We start from the raw sequence: 16,737 nt of genomic DNA, 5'->3' as shown, positions 1-16,737 counted from the left end.
TCCGAGCTTGCTCGAGCAACGCCTGACCGACTTACAACAGACCACATAGAACCGGGATCATTATGGATATTCATGAAGGTTGTACAACGCCAAAAGTGCAATGGAGCATTGTCGACTCGGCGTCTTCGAACTCGCAACTGGCAGGAGTTCTGGCTGGCCTTCTCGTGGCTACCATCACCGTCCTGATCTCGTCAGGTAAGCTTCGCGAGGTTCGTACCCTGGGCATCTTCGCCGCCGCAATGGTCGCTCTCGCACTGGACAGCTACCTGTTTAGCTATCTCACCGGGCTCAACGTGACTACTGCCGGTATATGCGCTCGCGCCTGGGCACAAGGCATGGCTGCCTCTGGTGTCCTCGCGATCGGAGGCGTCGCGCTAATGACTGGTATAGCGGTGATGCTAGTTCAACACCTCGTCACACTAGAGGATGACCCAACGCAGACGTTGTCGAGTCCAGACGAAACACGGAAGGAAAAGATCTTCATACTGTGGATCGCTGCTGCGATGTCGGCTGCAGTCGTCGCCGCTACCACCATACTTCTGGCTGCAGCATTTCAGCAGTACTTCCGCTTCGTCGTGTCCGGTTGGGCCTGGCTCGTCTGGGGAGCGTTCATGGTATCGGTTGCTACAGTCATACTCTCTTGGCTTGCAATTTTCCGCCGGACTAAGACAATTCAGCAAGCGATACAGTCAAATGCCAGCATAAGTATCGAGACCAACTTACTTCCGTGGACTTCGCTGACAGTAGTCGGTTATGCATTAGTCGCCAGCGGTTTCGGCGGGGCAATGATTTATGGAAATGACTTTGCATCAAGCGGATGGGGCATTTTTGCCACCTACTTCCTGACCGTCGCAATCCCTGCCGGAATTTCACTTGTTAGCAGCTGGTCAGTTCCTAAACAGATCTAAGTGGGCTTCTCAATAACAGCCCGCGGCGATCTCGTCATTGTGAACATGTAGCGTCTATGGCTATGCGGTCGATCCGGTGTGCTCAGAGACACCTGAACCGAGGGAAAGCCCGGCCTTATGGCGGTGCCACACCGGTGAACAGTTCCAGCCGGCAGGACTGGGCAGTTTTCTCAATAAGCTCACCGACAGCAGGAGTAGCAGTCTGCAATGCGGAATGAGAGGGAACCTAAGAGTCGCCGCCGAACCCGACCGCATGGTGCGCCGGTGGTTCAGCGATCTCGGCGTCGAGGTCGATCCTCAACTCGCGAAGGACTACATCCTGGCCGCGGCTCCCGTCTGCTCGGAGCAGCTTGACCGCAAGGTCACGCCGTGGGAGATCGATCACGCGATTTGGCTGGCTGCTCGTCGGTAGTCGACGAGCTTCCATCGCTCCGTCAAACGGCATTGAGGCATGTCCTCCGATCAGACGATCCGTCCGTCTTGTCGGATGTGTCGGTTACATTCGGTCCACCCCCACAGCAGTACGGAGAGCCTCATGACTGAACACGCACTCGAGCCGGTTCCGGTGTGGACTCTCGCCACCCGCGAGGTCCAGATCCCGTCCATCGTCGACGACAAGGCGTCGATGACACCCGAGCGGCTGGACAGCCTCCGCAACGCGCTGGCCGCGTTCAGCGAGGCGCCGATCGCGACGTTGGAGGCGTACGCGCTGCCCAAGAAGGTCGAGCGCTCGAGTGGCATTCACCTGGCCAGTGCCAGCCCGCTCGCGCAGCACTTGGCGCAACTGGTCAAGCAAACACCGAAGGTCGCCCACGATGGTGGCGAGACCCTGTACCGCATGGTCGTGCCGGCCAAGGTCGCCGCGCAGATGGGCAGCGGGATCGTCAAACCGATGGCTGCCAAGGCCGGCGGTATCCATGGCGCCCTCGTCGGAGGATCGAAGATCGTCGGTCAGGCCACGTTCGTTCCCGTCGCTGCGGGCAAGGCCGCGACCGCCGGCGCTGCAGGTGGGTCCGCTGCCACCGCCGGTGTCGCGGCTGCGGGGGCCGGCGCGCTGACGGTGGCCGCGCCGCTGGTGCTGATGGCTGTTGCGGTCGGCGTCAGCGCGTACGCCGATCAGCAACGCCGTCAGGCGATGGAGCGGATGACCGAGCTCCTCGAGAAACTCGACGCACACAATCTCGAAGACGAACAGCATCGTCTGGAGGGATGCCGCAGCGCCATCACCAAGGCCACCGCCATCCTGCTCGACGAGGGCAAGCTCGGCGTCACGCTCGGCCTCGAACCCGCGGTCAACATCATCGACACGGCCATGGTCAAGGCCGAATCGCGGCTGTCGAAGCTGGAGAAGTCGCTCGACGGGCTCGGCGACGGAAAGGTCGAAGTGAACGAGCTGACGAAGGCCATTCCCGGCATCGATCAGCGCAACAGTGAGTTCTATGCGCATCTCGAACTTGCCCAAGCCGCCATTGCGATGAAGCGACGCACCCTCGTCCTGCAGGCCGTCGAGCACGCCCAGCTCTCCCAGAGCAACCCGTTCGAACGCTTCCTGCAGACCCTTGAGGTGGAGCAACGCGAGATCGACGCGATCGATGGGCGCATGCGGAAAGTGCTCCTGCACTTGTCGTCACTCCGTCTTGATCGGTCCCACGGCATCCGCGACTTCGTCTTCTCCTCGGGAGACGTCGACAAGCTACTCAACACGGGTGAGAACCTCCGCCAGCTCGGAGACTTGGCCACACTCCCCGCGCATCGCCCGGACGTGACCATCGAGATCGCCCAGGAGCAGGACGGCTCGGTCACCGTCTTTCCCGCACTCGCCGGTTGATTCGAGAAGCTGAGACTCAATGGGAAATGTCAACGGCCGCAACGCCGACCCACGGGTTGTCGCAGACAAGATGGACCGGATTCGTGCGCCGCATGTTCGATTACTCAACGAACTCGCCGACCGTATCGCCAACGCGGAGGGCTTCCAGCGCGGTGAGGTGCCCTACGTCGACCCGGACACCGGCGGTATCCACGCCCGCATGCTCGTGCTGTTGGACAACCCATCGACCAAGGCCGAGTCCGGCTCGGGTTCGGGGCTGCTGAGCCTGGACAACAACGATCGAACCGCCCGTAACTGCCGAGAGGCGTACGCGCGGCACGGCGTTGCATGGTCGAACGTCGTGCACTGGAACGTCGTGCCGTTCCCGGTCTCGGGGGTGAAGAACGGCGGTTCGACGCCAGACGAACGCGCCCGAGGCGCGCGCTGGACCCGGGAAGTGGTCGACCTCCTCCCCGATCTCGAGATCGTGCTCCTCCTCGGGGCCGCAGCCCGCGACGGTTGGAAGCGGGCCGCCATCACGCGCGGCAGACTGTACGTTCCCGCGGGCAACATCCCCCACTGCTCGATGCGGGGACTCAACACTGCGGGCGGACGAGAACGGTTCGAGGCCGCGATAGCCGATGTGGCAGAGCGGCTTCGGTGACACGAACAACGACTCCAGAGCCCAGTGCTCCCGGTGAACCCGATTCTGTCGTAGGCCTCGCCTACCTTGTGTTCAGAACACCTAGGAGGTCTCATGGCTACAACCATTGTTGATGGCTCCCTGGTCTTTTCGTTCCCGGAGATCGACCAGGCCGCGCTCCTGCACATCACCTTCCACCGAACGCTGCGTGTGCCCGATGACGCGACCACTTACGGCCTGCCGCCTGGTCTCGGCGAGTTCGACCTGCGACAGGTAGGCGAGCGCGACGATTTCATCATGCCGATGTGGCAGGCCGAGGCCTCCTGGATCGGCTTCTCCTCACCCACGCAGTACCCGTTCCTGATCAAGGTGGGCGTCGGTGGGGTCAATGCGATCACTGGTGACCCGTACTCCCCCGTTCCCGACTTCGGGTCGGAGGACTATCTGGAATCCGATACCCAGCCGTGGCTCGACGGATTCCGTGTCGACGACACCACCGTGCGACAGTTCGTCGCGATGCCTCTGGGCACGGGCTACACCGTCGCCGAACAACTCTCCGGCAAAGACACCGGAACCATCGAGTTCTCCGTCGTTCCGATCAAGGCCGAGGTCTGGACCCAACGCGAAGTCATACCGCCTCCCACACTGGACTTTTGCGCGTGCCCACCCGCGGACGGTGACGGCATGGGCTTCGGCGCCGGCGGAACTATCAAACAGTCGGTCGCCACTCCCCTCGAGTCACACGACAACTGGTGCGACACCACCCTGTCGAGTGCAACGGTGAAGATCGTGAACTCAACTGCGTGGCAGACGCTCACAGACGAGCCACCGCATCACCCTCCCCTGACCATCGACGAGTACCGCGCTTACGGATACCCGTGGTTTGCTTGGTACGACGATTCGTTGGCACGCCAAGGCGAGTCGCCCTTCGCATCCGCACGAACGGTGAAACACGTCGGTGACTCCCTGTGCGAGCAACCACTGCCCGACAACCCCACCTTCACGCCGCCGACGCCGATTGTGCTCGGTCCAAAGATCTAGGAAAATCATGTCCTCCAAGAGTTCTGACACAAATCCGCTGCTCGTCGGCGCGGTGTTGGTGATCGGCGCAGTCATCTGGTTCGTGATCCATTTCTGGTACCTCGTCGTCGGACTGATCGCAGCCGGTGCCCTTGTGTTCGTCGTGATCAAGTTGGCCCGACGGAACGCCGCGCGACGTGAACATCTCGAGGCCGAAAAGGCCGCGATGCTGGCGCGTTGCGAGGAAGAGAACAAGCGGTACGACGCCGATCCGGAGCGCTATCTCTCAGCACTGCACCCAGACTCGACGATGGGGACACAGAACTGACAACCCAACCCGCCGATCATCTCCCCGCATGTCCACCACCCGGAGGAACCTCCCGCGAAATCGGACTCTTCGGACGTGATTAGTGCGTACCGTTCTGGCGATGCACCCCACCGTGGGCGTGGAAACTTCAGGAGGATCGGTAACGATGAAGACGGTATCTCGTTGTGTGGCAGCTCTATCGGTGACCTTCGCCGTCATACTGACAGCGTCCGCGTGTAGCAGCACCTCGTCCTCGGACGCCACCTCGACGACCACACCCGCTGTCGCGCCGAATACGGTCACCACGACCACCGAGGTCCTGCCTTCGACCACGGTCGCCACGACGCAGAACGCGGTTCCGCCGGCGGCAACCACGACCGCAGCGGCCGAACCGGCAACCATGCCGAACGTCGTTTGTATGAACCTGCAGGCCGCGCAGAACGCCATCCAGCGAGCCGGAGTGTTCTTCTCCCGCAGCGAGGATGCAACCGGCGAAGGCCGAAGCCAAATCGTTGACAGCAACTGGATCGTCGTGTCGCAGACCCCTCCCGCGGGAAGTCCGGTCACCGAGGGCCAGGCCGTATTGTCGGCGGTCAAGATCGGCGAGCCGAATCCCTGCTGAGCACTGAGCCGCCCAGCTTCGTCTCGCCCGGGAGATCGGCCTGCAGCGCCACCACCCGCACTACACTCCACCCATGCCCACCGATCCCCTCACCCTCGGCCAGCAGCTGGTCGCGGTCCTGGAGGGCGGGCACCGCACGGCGACCTACAAGCTCGCGGTGATGGTCGCGTTGTTGGATCTCGCGGTCGAGTCGGTACCCGACGATCCGGGCGCCGCGGTGTCAATCGATCTCGACGACCTCACCGAGCGGGTGATGGCGCTCTACTGGACGCAGCTTCGGCCGCTGGACGAGAAGTCGCACGTAATCCTCCGCCAGTCCAACGACGGACGTGGGGTCGTGTTCAGTCAGCTCACTGCACTGCGTGCTGCGAGTACCACGGCGCGACTGCGTCAGATCCCGATCGAGAGCGCCAAAATGGCTGTGCCACAGGAGTACCAGGCAGCGCAGTCCGCGATCAAGAAAAACCTGGTGCGCTATCCGCTGAAGCTCCTGCAGCGCGTCGGCACCGGAACCTATGAGTGCTTCCTCTACGACGACTCCTGGTTGGGCACCGATTCGACGCGCGTCATCGACGCCCACGGCAACCAGATCGAACTGTTCCCCGGTGTCTGCCACACCCTCGCCCGCCTCGCCCCGCTGGTCAAGCCGGCGTTCCAGCTCGCCTGGGTCGACGACGTGCGACGCATGAACCGTGAGGTCCTCGGTGACGAGCCCGACATCGCCGCACACCTCTTCGGCACCGAACGCGTCTCCCTCGCCCGACCGGCCGAAGTGCTCGCCGACCACTTCGGCAACGACTGCTTCTACTGCAATGCGCGGCTGCGCGCGGGACGCCACGTCGATCACGTACTCCCGTGGTCGCGCGTCGGGATCGACGGGCTGACCAATCTCGTGCTGGCCTGCCAATCCTGCAACACCAGCAAGTCCGACCTCCTCCCCGCGCCGACGCACGTCACCCGCGCGCTCGACCGCGGTCGCTCCGTCCTCGACTCCCTCGCCGAAACCATCTACTGGCCAAGCCAATTCGATCGCGTCGTCTCCGCCTCCCACGGCCTGTACTCGACGCAACCCTCCACCACGCCGACGTGGTACGCCCCCAAACGCATCGAACCCCTGCAGCGCGGCGACTTCCGGTGGACGGACGCACGATTCTGACCCGACTCTGTCGGTACCCACGTCTACTGTGCGAGTCACCCCGCCACCTGCGGGGAACACTCACCGCTGACGATGGAGCCGCATGACCACCTCTCCGGAACAGACCATCACCGACACCTGGCGAGCGTTCACCGAGGATCTCGCCGCCCGACTCGGCGACCTCGCCCCCGGACGATTCGACTTCCTCGAATCCTTCCGTGCCTCAGATCGTCTCCAGCTCATCACCTTCCGCGCCACTAAACCCGGACGCATTCGCTGCACCATTGCCGACGACGCGCTGGGCGAGGACGGCCACAGCGAAGCGGCGCTGACCAGCGCCGGTTTCCGTCACCTACCCAGCCGCCGTGAACACGTCCTCGACATCACCCGACACCAGCACGGAGTGACCGCCGTCCACTGCATCCGACTCCTGCGCGAGACCTGGGACATCCCATTCCCCACGTTCCTGTTGCTACGCGACGCCTGCAGGACTGCGACGCCGTTCGCAGACCACGCGCCGCTGTACTCGGCCGCCACCAAACGCCATCTGTGGGCGGTACCCGACCTCGAGGACTAACCGCGCGACACTGCGGCCCCACTGCCGACACAAGGTCGGCGGGGGCCGCGGTGAAAGGTGACCGATAGCAAGCCGGTCACCATCACGACTGATCAGGGCAACAGGCTGCCGACACTGCCCCACGCGCTGCCACCCGGGTCCGGGGTTCCCGGGTTGGTCGAACCACCGCCGCTGATGTCGAAAGTATTGAATGCTCCTTCCGCGCTGCAACCCCCGAAACCAACATAGGAGCCTGCCGGCAGATCGGTGGGGTACCCCTGCCCCACACTTGAACTCTTCCACACGGGAGAGGTAACAGTCTGGCGCGCAGGAACAATCACGCTACGGTTGCCGACGGGATCTCCCAGGGTCTCGATCACTCCCGGGTTGTATCCCGTCGCATGCCAATCCGCGAGATACTGGTCGAGCTCGGCCTTCTTCGAGGAGTCCCACACCCACGCAACGCAGGACCACTGATCGTCGGAGTCGTTGGCGAACGTCACCTGGGCCTTGCCGTTTGCGTTGGAACCCGATGCGACAGATCGTCCATCCCAGGGATCCGCGGACGCAGTGGTCGTGCCGATCGTGCCCAACGCGATACTGATGCCCGCGGTCGCAGCCACTATCGCGGCCCGTAGTCGTGTATTCACCCAGAGTCCCTTTCGCCCTGATGCCTTCGCTGTCGGAATCCCGACAGCGCCAATCGAGTTCGCTTCTCCCAGCCCGACGCTAACCGCTCCCACAGGCTATGTCTGTACCCATCATGCGTTTTCGTACGTTCGGACGAATCGGACATTCGGCCGAACGGATGAACCGCAAGCGCCATCTGTGGGCGGTACCCGACCTCGAGGACTGACCCCCACACCGTCCTGTGGATAACCAACACGGCCCCACCCGCGGGCCGTGTTAGGTTCATCCCCGACCGGACAAACGCGACATACGGGGGTGTGGTGGACGTCGATCCAGATGCGTTGCGCGCATTCGGAACACAGGTGACGCAGACGTCGCAGGCGGTGGCCGACGCCCACCTCGCCGACGCGATCACGGCTGCCGGGCGGTGCATTCCGGGCTCGACCACGGCGTACACCGCAGCTCTCGTCGGCGAGGGATTCGTCGATCTCGTCGACACCTTTGCCCGCCACCTCGACGCGATGGGTGCGGCTGTGCGGGGCAGCGCCAACAACTACGTCGCTCAAGACACCGAGGTCGCCACCGCTCTCTCATCGGTGTGGAAGTCCTGACACCGCATGCTGCCCAGTCGTTCTCGCCTGCAGAGCTGGCACCCGGAACAACTCACCGAAGCCGCCGACACCGTAAAGACCGCGGGGTCGGCCATCGAGACCGCGGCCGAATACGCGGCGGGGCAATGCGCCGGACTGCCCGAGTACCAGGGGTGGACGGGTCCGGCGCAAACCGCGGCCCAACAGTCGTTCGATCAGGCCAAGCGTGCGGCGTACGCGATCGCAGATGCGGCCGAGGCCGTCTCAGGTGCATTGACGATCGGGGCACACGATCTTGCGTGGGCACGGTCATCGCTGCTCGATCACGTGACCGCTGTGGAGACCGGCGATCTGTGGGTGAACGACCTCTGGGTGGTCCTGATCCGACCGAAGGAGTTCACGTCCGCGGCGCTGGTTGAGCTACGCAAACAACGGGATTCGGCGCAGAAGGCGACCAACACCAAACTCGTCGCCGTCGGCACCGCCGACGACTCAACCGCCAACAGCCTGCGCGCGGCGGCACAGTCACATGCCGTCACCCTGCCGCAGGCGCCCACCATGATGGAGGCGATGATCAACACCAGTGCGGCTCCTCCGCAGGACGAGGTACCCAATCCGGCTGAACTCATGGGGCAGCTCCGGCAGGGCCAGATCCGCGACGTCGACGCCGCGACCACGATCGCCCGCGTCGACACCGACACTGTCGTCAACGGCTCGACGACGACTGTGCTCATGCAGGACGGCGGTCGGACCGTGATCACCGACCGCACGACGTCGGCGGTCGGGAACGACGGCGTCGTCGAGGCGGGGTTCGCCGCGGACGACACTCTCGCCTCGCACACCGAAACTCAGTACGATCCGCAGGGCAACCTGGTGGTCGCCATCAACGAAACCCGCGGCGACCGTTCGGGAACCGTTGCCACGCGCATCCAAACCCCGTCGGGCGGTGCGTACAAGGTGGTGGCCGCCGACGGCGCCAAGAAGGGGTGGACGCTCAATCCCGACGGCACCCGCAACGAAGACCTGCCGGCCGACGCCGGCTACTTCACCCATCAGAGCGAGACACTGTTCGGCGCCGGGATGGCCTCGATGGAAGTGGCTGCCAAGAACGGACACCTCGAAGCCGGGCCCATCGCCCGCGCCGGCATCGCGTCGGGGATGAAGTTCGGCGGCCCCGCGCTGTCGATCGCGGTCGCAGCATCCGACATCATCAACGCCGACAACAACTACGAGGCATGCCGTGCACTGATGAGCGGGATCATGGGCGGCGCGGGCGGATGGGCCATGGGCGCCGCAGCAGCCGGGGTGTCAGCCCCGGCCGGCCCCCTGGCAGTACTCGGTGCCGGTGCCGGCGCCGCGGCCGGCACCTGGGTATTCGGCAAAGCAGGCGACGAGATCGGACGGTTGGTATGCCCGAAATGACAACACGACAACAACTTCCTCTTCCCACGGTGTGGAAGCGGGCGCAGCAACTGACCGCACTCTTCGGTCTGATGGTCACTGCGTGCGGTGTCTGGATCCTGGTGGTGGCGGCGATCGGAGCGCAAGATCGCACACCGGCGCACGAAATCTATCTGCTGTCCTGGGGTGTCACGTTCACGATCCTCGGGCTCAACATGTTCGTCCTGCTGTCCATCGACAGACGTTCGCTTGCCCGCGCACCGGTGCGATCGACCGCCAGCGGGCTGGTCATCGACGTGCGTCCGCGGTCATGGGCACTATTGCCGAGCTCGCTCGCAGCGTTCATCGGTTGTCTGGCAATCGGTTACGGCGTACACACCGGGACGGTCACCAACATGGCCGTACCCGGAGACGAGACGCCGGTGACGATCATGATGCTGGTTGGTGCAGCTCTCTGCTTCTGCGGAGTCGTCGCCGCGTTCCGACCACGCACGGGCGTCGCAGTGATCCTGACGCCAACAACAGTGACCTTCGAACCGGGCACCAGGCGGGAATTCACCACACCGTGGGAGGCACTTCTGGAGCTGCGGCCCGCGCGGTTCAAAGCAACGATGCGCGTCGAAGTGCGTTCCCTGGCAGGCCGAACCGACTACGACGCATCGCTGTCATGCGTGGGACCACTCACCCTGCACACACTGCTGCACTACTACTGGCAGCATCCGCAAGCACGGGACGAGCTCGCAGACCGGCGCAGCCGGGAACGACTCCTTGAGCGGCGCTTCGGAATCGAGTGATCTCACGCCTTCGGCGTCGACGCCGCCTCGGCCTTACGGAACGGGCCCGTCACCCACTGCCGCGAGATCCGCGGTTCCGGTTGTCCGGCAACAGAAGTCACCGTGCGGTCGCGGGCCGGCCGGCCGGCGAGCCGGTGCGAGAGCCACGAGACGGCCAGCGGCCCCGACAGCGGCAGCAACGAGTAGTGCTCGCTGAGTTGATCGCGCACATACATCACCGACGCCCCGTTCTCGCGGTAACGCTCGACCAGACTGTCGATGTCGTCAACGTCGATCACCTCGTCGCGCACCGCCTGCACCACCAACAGCGGAATGGTCGGTGTGTGACTGCCGAGTTGGATGTCGGTCATCATCTCGGCGATCTCGGGCTGCGCGAGCATGTCGGCGACCGGGATGTCGAGATAATCGTCGACGTCGTGATTCTTGAATTCGCGCAATGCTTCCGGTGTTCCGGTGCGGGCGATCGCGTCGAGGTTGCGCCGGCCCGCCTCGGTGGCGTGCTCGTTGATGGCGGCGTCGAGCGCGGGGTAGACGCGCCGCAGCCCGGCAATCACCATGATCGGCAGCGCGGCGTGGAATCCCCCGTTGAGACGCAGCAACGCGGAGGCCATGTTGCCGACCGGCGAGCCGAGGACCGCGCCGATCAGGTTCAGTTCCGGTGCGTACGTCGGTGCCATTTCGGCAGCCCACGCGGTGGCCAGGCCGCCGCCGGAGTAGCCCCACATGCCGACCGGCACGTCGGGGGCAAGATCGAGTTCGGGGAGCGCGAGGGCCGCGCGGATACCGTCGAGCGTGCGATATCCGGGTTCACGGGGCGCACCCCATGCACCGCGCATGCCCTCGTGGTCGGGGATCGATACCGCCCAGCCCTTCGCGAGTGCGCGCCGCACCACCAGGAACTCGAACGGCGCCACCGCACGCCGCGCCCCTGTCCCCTTGCGCAACGCGTATGACGGGAAGCAGCTCGAGGTGACGGCGTCGATCGCGCACTGGAACGACAGCAGCTGGAACTTGGCCCCGGTCGCTCGGCGACGTGGCAGGACGATGGTGGTCGCGGCCACCCCGGCCACACCGTTCAGGTCGGTGGAGCGGTACAGCACCTGCCAGCCCATGTTGCGGTGATGCGAGGTCCAGAAGTCCTTGAGCTCCACCTGCCGCGTCCGAATGATCTCGCCCGGCGCCAAGCTCTCCAAGCCGTCGGGCGCGTCATAGAAGTCGTCCTCCGTGGGCAGTATCGGCGCAGGAGCCTCGTCCATGGCGTCCGCGCCGTGCGCCGCTGCATTCGCCGTGCTCAGGTCGGCAACCATCACACACCTCTTTTCCGTGTCGCGGCACCCGCACACCAGGTCAGACGGGTGCAGGTGCCCTCTACGTTCTTCAACGGTCGGGGGCCGCACAGCCATTCCAGCATTGCCAGGTTCAGGGCGTACTTTCAGGTTCGACGAGTCGACGCGCACGCAAGGAGAAGCATCGTGACCATGACCACTCTCGACCCGATGACCGCGCTGATCGTCATCGACATGCAACGCGGGATCGCGTTCCGTGACGATCTGGCGCCGCATCCGACGGCGCAGGTCATCGATCGGATCGGTGAGCTGGTCACCGCCTTCCGCGCGCACGATCTGCCGGTGGTGATGGTCAACGTCGCGGGCATTCCGCCCGGCCGGACCGACCGCAACGCCGGGCAGCCGGCGCGCACCATCGCACCGGAGGCCACCGAGTTCATCGATCAACTCGCTCCCGAGCCCGGCGACATAGTCGTCACCAAACACTCGCGGAGCGCCTTCGTCGGTACCGGGCTCGTCGAGACACTGCGGGCGCGCGGCGTCACGCAGGTCGTCGTGGTCGGCATCGCCAGCGGGGCGGGTGTGGAGTCCACCGCCCGCGACGCCCATGAAGCGGGCTTCCACGTGTCACTGCCGACGGATGCGATGACCGACTCGAGCGCTGACCGTCACGCGCACAGCGTCGAGTCGATCTTCCCGCAGATCGCCGAGACCGGTTCAACAGCAGACGTTCTCGCGCTCATCCCCGCGGGCGCGGCCCGTCGTCAGTGACCGGGTGAGGGTCCGCGTCAGCCGCGGGTCCAGACGTACTCGAGTTGCTGGACGCTGGTACCGGAACGTCTCGGATCGCAGCCGACTTCGGTCGCGCCTATGATCCTCTCGTGCCGAAGTTCGCAAACCATCTGATTCCGGATTGGCAGCCCGACCCAGCGATTGCGAAGTGGGCCGACCAAAACAAGTTCGGGTCCGCCACAGAGATGTCAGAGGCGTCCCTGAGGGCGCTGCGCAAGCGAAGTTCCAAACCGCCGGTGGGCCTCTACATGTGGGAGTCCGAGAAGCACGAGATCTACATCGGCATCTCGAACGCCTCGGTGTGTACACGGCTTCGTCAGCACGTCGCCAACTACCCTGAGGCAAACATCCAACGCTTTCGTTATCGCGCCAACGCAGGCAACCGGAGCGCGCTACGCGACATCGAACGCGACCTCATTCACGATGCTCTCGCGCAAGGGTTCACCGTGTTCAACCGTGAGCACAGCGCCGTCATCCATGGGGCATCGGTCTTCGACGACAAGATCTCCGTCGAACGTCAACAAGCGTGGTTCCACGATCCTGTCGGCCAGAACAGCAGCATTTCTCGCGCGCTCTCCCGCACCGCGTCCGACGAGGCACGCGCGCGAAAGCGCTTCGAGAAGTTCGTCAAGTTGCCGTTCGCCGACGACGTACTCGACGCCCTATCGCTCTACCTCCGGGCGTGCACACCGTTTCCGGAGGAGACGGAGAACGAATACTGGAGTCTCACATGCCTTCCGCAATGGTCGGACAAAAGGATCGTGACCCTCAACATGGGTTACCTGGAGATGTTCTACGCACATCACGATCCTCGTAAGAAACGCACCTCGATCTACGTGGGTGCGGACTCACCGACCTTACCGCCGGCCCGCACCTGGTTGCGCAACTGGAGATCGGGCATGAAACGTCGTGGGCTCGTGCATGCCATCGGAGCTCCGAATGAGGAAGGGCTCGAGTTCACGTCGGTCGAGAGCTTCATCGAAGTGATGACCACCTCTCCCGAGGTTCGTCAGGCAGTGGCGCGGTTCGCGCTCGACCGGATGCGCAAAGGGCGGGTCGCGGGTCGGTACCGCGACGCCCACAACGTTCTTCTCGCCGACAGTGCGCTGGACCGAGCTACGCGGTGGACGCCTGCGACCTTCGGCTCCCCACACTGACCGCGACGGCTGGTTGGCATTCGGCTGTCGGCCGACATCCGCCAGCCGCCGCTCGCCTCACTCCAGCGGCCTCCCCTCATCGTCGGTGATCGGTCCGTCGTACTCGACGAGCACCCGACGGCGGTCGAGTTCATCGAAGAGGACTAGAAGGGTGTCGGCCATGTGCCCCGAGATCGGGTGCGACGTACCGGTGCGAATGCAGATCGTCGGATCGTCGTCGAATTCGAGATCAAACAGTACCTTCGAGATACGTTGAGCAAGAACACTGTCGGGCACCTCGAAGGTCGCGCATGCGTATCCGGCGTCCTCGATCACGTCGACCGCGACCAGCATCTCCGGCGAGGCGGTCACGTACGACGACACGGACCCGTACGCAGTCGGCGTGTACCTCACGCGGCCGGCCCACGTGACGTCAACAGAGCGCAACAGCAACTCGGTCCGCTTGGTCACCGCGGACTCGACCTCACTCATCGTCAGCTCACTGGTACAGGCCGAGCCGGACACCCCGAACCTCCGGGGACGGTGCACCGCCACCTACTTCCCCCCGATCAACTCCCGGATGTCGTCGGCGCCGATCGCCGACCCGAACAGGTCGCCGTCATCGACCACGGCGGTGAACAGTTCGCGCTTGCGTTCTTGTAGCGCAACGACTTTCTCCTCGATCGTGCCCGCCGACACCAGGCGGTAGACGTTGACCGGGCGGGTCTGACCGATGCGGTGGGCGCGGTCGACGGCTTGGGCTTCGGTCGCGGGGTTCCACCATGGGTCGCAGACGAAGCAGTAGTCGGCCTCGGTGAGGTTCAGCCCGAAACCACCGGCCTTGAGGCTGATCAGGAACACCTGCGTCTTACCGCCGGTGAACCGCTTGATCTCCTTGGCGCGCTGGGTCGCCGACATCGACCCGTCGAGGTAGCTGACGTCGAGACCCATATCGACCAGCCGCTCCTCAATGAGCCGCAGAAATCCGGTGAACTGGCTGAACACCAACGCGGAGTGGCCTTCTGCGATGAGGTCCGGGAGTTGTTCGGCCAGGTAGTCGATCTTCGCCGACGCGATCCCGGCATGCTGATCCTCGACGAGCCCGGCGTGCAAACTCAGCTGCCGCAGCATGGTCAGCGACCGGAAGATCGCGAAGCGGTTCTCATCGAAGTCGCCGAGCAGCCCGAGCACCTTCTGCCGTTCCCGGGTCAGGCGGGTCTGATAGATCTTGTCGTGCTTGGTGTTCAGATCGATGGAGAGAACCTGCTCCTGCTTGGCGGGCAGATCCGCGGCGACCTGCTCCTTGGTGCGGCGCAGCATGACGGGCCGAATCCGGCGGCGCAGCAACGCCAGCCGCTCGGGCTCCACCCCGGATTCGATGGGCTTGCGGAAATACTCGGTGAACGTCTTCGGTGAGGAGAACAACCCGGGCGCGGTCAGCGACAGCAACGACCACAACTCCATCAGGTTGTTCTCCATCGGGGTGCCGGTGATGGCGAGTTTGAAATCGGCCCGCAACCGTCGAGCACACTGGTGGCCCTTGGAGTTGTGGTTCTTGACGAACTGGGCCTCGTCGAAGATGACGCCGGTCCAGTCGGCCTCGTCGAACTCCTCGAACCCGATGCGCATCAACGCATACGAGGTGATGACGATCTGTCGGCCGGCGATCCGCTCGGCGAGCGGGACCCCGACGCGGGCGCTGGTGGCGGTGACGGTGAGGACCTCGAGGTCGGGGGTGAAGCGCGCGGCCTCGGCGGCCCAGTTGGAGATGACGCTGGTGGGTGCGACCACCAAGAAACGTCCGTCGGGTTCGTCGTGCAGCGCCGACGCGATCATCGCGAGGGTCTGCACCGTCTTGCCCAACCCCATGTCGTCGGCGAGGATGCCACCGATCCTGTTCTCCCACAGAAAGTTCAGCCAGTTCAAACCTTCGGCCTGATAATCGCGGAGTTCGGCGGTGAAGCCCTCGGGGAGCGCGCACGGCGCCGGCGGTTGCGCTGCGGCGAGGCGTTTCATCCGCGCCTCCCACTCGGCGAGTTCCTTGTCGACGACGCCGAGTGCCATCAGCTCGTCCCACAGGGTTGCGTTGTGGGAGCGCTGGCGCACCTTGCCGTTCTCGAGTTCGCCGAGCGCACGGGCCTCGTCGATGAGTTCGGCCAGCCGCTTCAGTTCCGGGTTGTCCAACGCGAAGTAGATGCCGTTGGGCAGCAGCATGTGGGTGGCCTTGCCGGACAGTTCCCGCACGATGTCGGCAAGGGCGACCTTGTTGCCACCGATGTCGATGGTGATGGTCAGCCCGAACCAGTCGGAATTGCCGAAGTCCTTCCCACCGAACGAGATCTGCGGTGGTGAGTCCGCCTCACGGTAATCGAGCACCTCACCCTCGAAGATCACCTCCACCCCGAGCTCCCGGAGTTGCGGCAGCACCTCGACGTGCAGCATCGCCGCCTCCAGCGGCGCGAATCGCAACGGCCGGGTGAGCGCCGGGATGTCGGCGGCCTCGATCAGCGACTTGGCCGGCGTGACGAGCAGTCGGTTCAGGTCCGTCGCGCGGTTCAGGTCCGTCGCGCGATTCGACGACGCGATGCGGTGGCGGACGGCTTGCCTCCGCCAGTCGCCGCACAGCGTCGCCGCGTGCGTCAGGAGCGGCCTGATGCTCGCCCACGCCTGCTGCTCCGCGTCGAGATCACGAAGCCGCGACGCATGGTCGACGGGAAAGACCCGTTGGCGTCCGTTGACGTCGTAGGCGACCTCCCAGGTCACCTCGGAGCCCTCGTCGTCGGAGCGGACGGTGAGCTGCAGTTGTGGGCCGCTGACCTCGGCGTCGACCAGCGCATCCTCGACCACCTCGACCGCCATCGACTCGGCCAGCCGCGGAAGCATCTCGGTGGCGAACTCGTCGATGTCGGCTGCGGGGATGCGCGCCGAACGATTCGCGAACAAGTTCTTGAGCGCCTCGATAGACGCCGGCGGGGTGAACGGACCCATGAGCAACGTCTTGTCGGATCGCGCGAAGATCCCGTGTGGCTCGGGGTCGCCGAGGAGCCCGGCGGGGGATCCGTCCCAGATGTGGCCGTCGATCACGAGGTTCGGCGAGACGACGAGTCCGT

18 protein-coding genes are annotated in these 16,737 nt (G+C 64.5%); 14 read left to right on the top strand and 4 right to left on the bottom strand.

The genetic code is table 11. The annotated features are described in order from the left end of the window. Positions 1–62 precede the first annotated feature (62 nt). The 9 genes from GOPIP_RS28060 to GOPIP_RS22105 all read left to right on the top strand — a co-directional run bounded on the left by GOPIP_RS28060 (position 63) and on the right by GOPIP_RS22105 (position 7,019). On the top strand, positions 63–908 hold the full coding sequence (locus GOPIP_RS28060) for a hypothetical protein (RefSeq protein WP_006372044.1): 846 nt from the start codon (positions 63–65) through the stop codon (positions 906–908). A gap of 214 nt (positions 909–1,122) precedes the next feature. Further along, positions 1,123–1,320: a DUF8548 family protein gene (locus tag GOPIP_RS28450; RefSeq protein ID WP_006372043.1), complete on the top strand. Its 198-nt coding sequence runs from the start codon at positions 1,123–1,125 to the stop codon at positions 1,318–1,320. 123 nt (positions 1,321–1,443) lie between these two features. Continuing rightward, entirely contained in the window at positions 1,444–2,736 is a 1,293-nt protein-coding gene (locus GOPIP_RS22135) for a hypothetical protein (RefSeq protein ID WP_006372042.1), read from the top strand. 19 nt (positions 2,737–2,755) lie between these two features. Then, entirely contained in the window at positions 2,756–3,379 is a 624-nt protein-coding gene (locus GOPIP_RS22130; protein WP_006372041.1) for a uracil-DNA glycosylase, read from the top strand. Positions 3,380–3,472: 93 nt separating this feature from the next. After that, a complete protein-coding gene (locus tag GOPIP_RS22125; RefSeq protein ID WP_006372040.1) occupies positions 3,473–4,399 on the top strand; it encodes a hypothetical protein in 927 nt (308 codons plus the stop codon). Positions 4,400–4,406: 7 nt separating this feature from the next. Further along, positions 4,407–4,706, top strand: a complete 300-nt coding sequence (locus tag GOPIP_RS22120) for a hypothetical protein (RefSeq protein ID WP_006372039.1) — start codon at positions 4,407–4,409, stop codon at positions 4,704–4,706. Between the two features lie 181 nt (positions 4,707–4,887). After that, on the top strand, positions 4,888–5,307 hold the full coding sequence (locus GOPIP_RS22115) for a PASTA domain-containing protein (RefSeq protein WP_020172824.1): 420 nt from the start codon (positions 4,888–4,890) through the stop codon (positions 5,305–5,307). Between the two features lie 73 nt (positions 5,308–5,380). Then, positions 5,381–6,463 (top strand): HNH endonuclease, encoded by a 1,083-nt coding sequence (locus tag GOPIP_RS22110; protein ID WP_006372036.1) that lies wholly within the window; start codon positions 5,381–5,383, stop codon positions 6,461–6,463. Between the two features lie 82 nt (positions 6,464–6,545). Continuing rightward, the gene (locus GOPIP_RS22105) at positions 6,546–7,019 is read left to right on the top strand and encodes a TY-Chap domain-containing protein (protein ID WP_006372035.1); all 474 of its coding nucleotides are present in this window, start codon (positions 6,546–6,548) and stop codon (positions 7,017–7,019) included. A 92-nt stretch (positions 7,020–7,111) separates the two neighbouring features. Here GOPIP_RS22105 and GOPIP_RS22100 read toward each other — a convergent pair whose 3' ends face one another. Next, positions 7,112–7,501, bottom strand: coding sequence for a hypothetical protein (locus GOPIP_RS22100; RefSeq protein ID WP_211543060.1), 390 nt, complete (start codon positions 7,499–7,501; stop codon positions 7,112–7,114). A 447-nt stretch (positions 7,502–7,948) separates the two neighbouring features. On the opposite strand from GOPIP_RS22100, the gene GOPIP_RS22095 reads away from it, so the two are divergent. The 3 genes from GOPIP_RS22095 to GOPIP_RS22085 are packed head-to-tail and all read left to right on the top strand — an operon-like array spanning position 7,949 to position 10,413. Further along, positions 7,949–8,239 (top strand): hypothetical protein, encoded by a 291-nt coding sequence (locus GOPIP_RS22095; protein ID WP_138944159.1) that lies wholly within the window; start codon positions 7,949–7,951, stop codon positions 8,237–8,239. A 6-nt stretch (positions 8,240–8,245) separates the two neighbouring features. Beyond that, a complete protein-coding gene (locus GOPIP_RS22090) occupies positions 8,246–9,640 on the top strand; it encodes a hypothetical protein (RefSeq protein ID WP_006372032.1) in 1,395 nt (464 codons plus the stop codon). Then, entirely contained in the window at positions 9,637–10,413 is a 777-nt protein-coding gene (locus GOPIP_RS22085) for a hypothetical protein (RefSeq protein WP_035728692.1), read from the top strand. The genes GOPIP_RS22090 and GOPIP_RS22085 overlap by 4 nt, the downstream gene beginning before the upstream one ends. 2 nt (positions 10,414–10,415) lie before the next feature. On the opposite strand, the gene GOPIP_RS22080 is transcribed toward GOPIP_RS22085, so the two are convergent. Continuing rightward, on the bottom strand, positions 10,416–11,720 hold the full coding sequence (locus tag GOPIP_RS22080) for a lipase family protein (protein WP_006372030.1): 1,305 nt from the start codon (positions 11,718–11,720) through the stop codon (positions 10,416–10,418). Positions 11,721–11,885: 165 nt separating this feature from the next. On the opposite strand from GOPIP_RS22080, the gene GOPIP_RS22075 reads away from it, so the two are divergent. Together GOPIP_RS22075 and GOPIP_RS22070 are read left to right on the top strand one after the other, a co-directional pair. Further along, on the top strand, positions 11,886–12,470 hold the full coding sequence (locus GOPIP_RS22075; protein WP_035728690.1) for a cysteine hydrolase family protein: 585 nt from the start codon (positions 11,886–11,888) through the stop codon (positions 12,468–12,470). Positions 12,471–12,676: 206 nt separating this feature from the next. Beyond that, positions 12,677–13,648: a GIY-YIG nuclease family protein gene (locus GOPIP_RS22070; RefSeq protein ID WP_138944158.1), complete on the top strand. Its 972-nt coding sequence runs from the start codon at positions 12,677–12,679 to the stop codon at positions 13,646–13,648. A gap of 57 nt (positions 13,649–13,705) precedes the next feature. Here GOPIP_RS22070 and GOPIP_RS22065 read toward each other — a convergent pair whose 3' ends face one another. After that, positions 13,706–14,119, bottom strand: coding sequence for a hypothetical protein (locus GOPIP_RS22065; RefSeq protein WP_210739832.1), 414 nt, complete (start codon positions 14,117–14,119; stop codon positions 13,706–13,708). Between the two features lie 63 nt (positions 14,120–14,182). Then, the coding region (locus GOPIP_RS22060; protein WP_006372026.1) for a DEAD/DEAH box helicase at positions 14,183–16,737 on the bottom strand (2,555 nt) is incomplete at its 5' end.

Origin of the sequence: Gordonia polyisoprenivorans NBRC 16320 = JCM 10675, from assembly GCF_000241325.1 — a bacterium.
Taxonomy (GTDB): domain Bacteria; phylum Actinomycetota; class Actinomycetes; order Mycobacteriales; family Mycobacteriaceae; genus Gordonia; species Gordonia polyisoprenivorans.
This window is presented reverse-complemented; position numbering and strand designations above follow the sequence as displayed.

Bases quoted from the DNA above. Each gene is read 5' to 3' on its own strand.
- GOPIP_RS28060 (WP_006372044.1), top strand. From the start codon at position 63: ATGGATATTCATGAAGGTTGTACAACGCCAAAAGTGCAATGGAGCATT.
- GOPIP_RS28450 (WP_006372043.1), top strand. From the start codon at position 1,123: ATGAGAGGGAACCTAAGAGTCGCCGCCGAACCCGACCGCATGGTGCGC.
- GOPIP_RS22135 (WP_006372042.1), top strand. From the start codon at position 1,444: ATGACTGAACACGCACTCGAGCCGGTTCCGGTGTGGACTCTCGCCACC.
- GOPIP_RS22130 (WP_006372041.1), top strand. From the start codon at position 2,756: ATGGGAAATGTCAACGGCCGCAACGCCGACCCACGGGTTGTCGCAGAC.
- GOPIP_RS22125 (WP_006372040.1), top strand. From the start codon at position 3,473: ATGGCTACAACCATTGTTGATGGCTCCCTGGTCTTTTCGTTCCCGGAG.
- GOPIP_RS22120 (WP_006372039.1), top strand. From the start codon at position 4,407: ATGTCCTCCAAGAGTTCTGACACAAATCCGCTGCTCGTCGGCGCGGTG.
- GOPIP_RS22110 (WP_006372036.1), top strand. From the start codon at position 5,381: ATGCCCACCGATCCCCTCACCCTCGGCCAGCAGCTGGTCGCGGTCCTG.
- GOPIP_RS22105 (WP_006372035.1), top strand. From the start codon at position 6,546: ATGACCACCTCTCCGGAACAGACCATCACCGACACCTGGCGAGCGTTC.
- GOPIP_RS22090 (WP_006372032.1), top strand. From the start codon at position 8,246: ATGCTGCCCAGTCGTTCTCGCCTGCAGAGCTGGCACCCGGAACAACTC.
- GOPIP_RS22085 (WP_035728692.1), top strand. From the start codon at position 9,637: ATGACAACACGACAACAACTTCCTCTTCCCACGGTGTGGAAGCGGGCG.
- GOPIP_RS22080 (WP_006372030.1), bottom strand. From the start codon at position 11,720: ATGGTTGCCGACCTGAGCACGGCGAATGCAGCGGCGCACGGCGCGGAC.
- GOPIP_RS22070 (WP_138944158.1), top strand. From the start codon at position 12,677: ATGTCAGAGGCGTCCCTGAGGGCGCTGCGCAAGCGAAGTTCCAAACCG.
- GOPIP_RS22065 (WP_210739832.1), bottom strand. From the start codon at position 14,119: ATGAGTGAGGTCGAGTCCGCGGTGACCAAGCGGACCGAGTTGCTGTTG.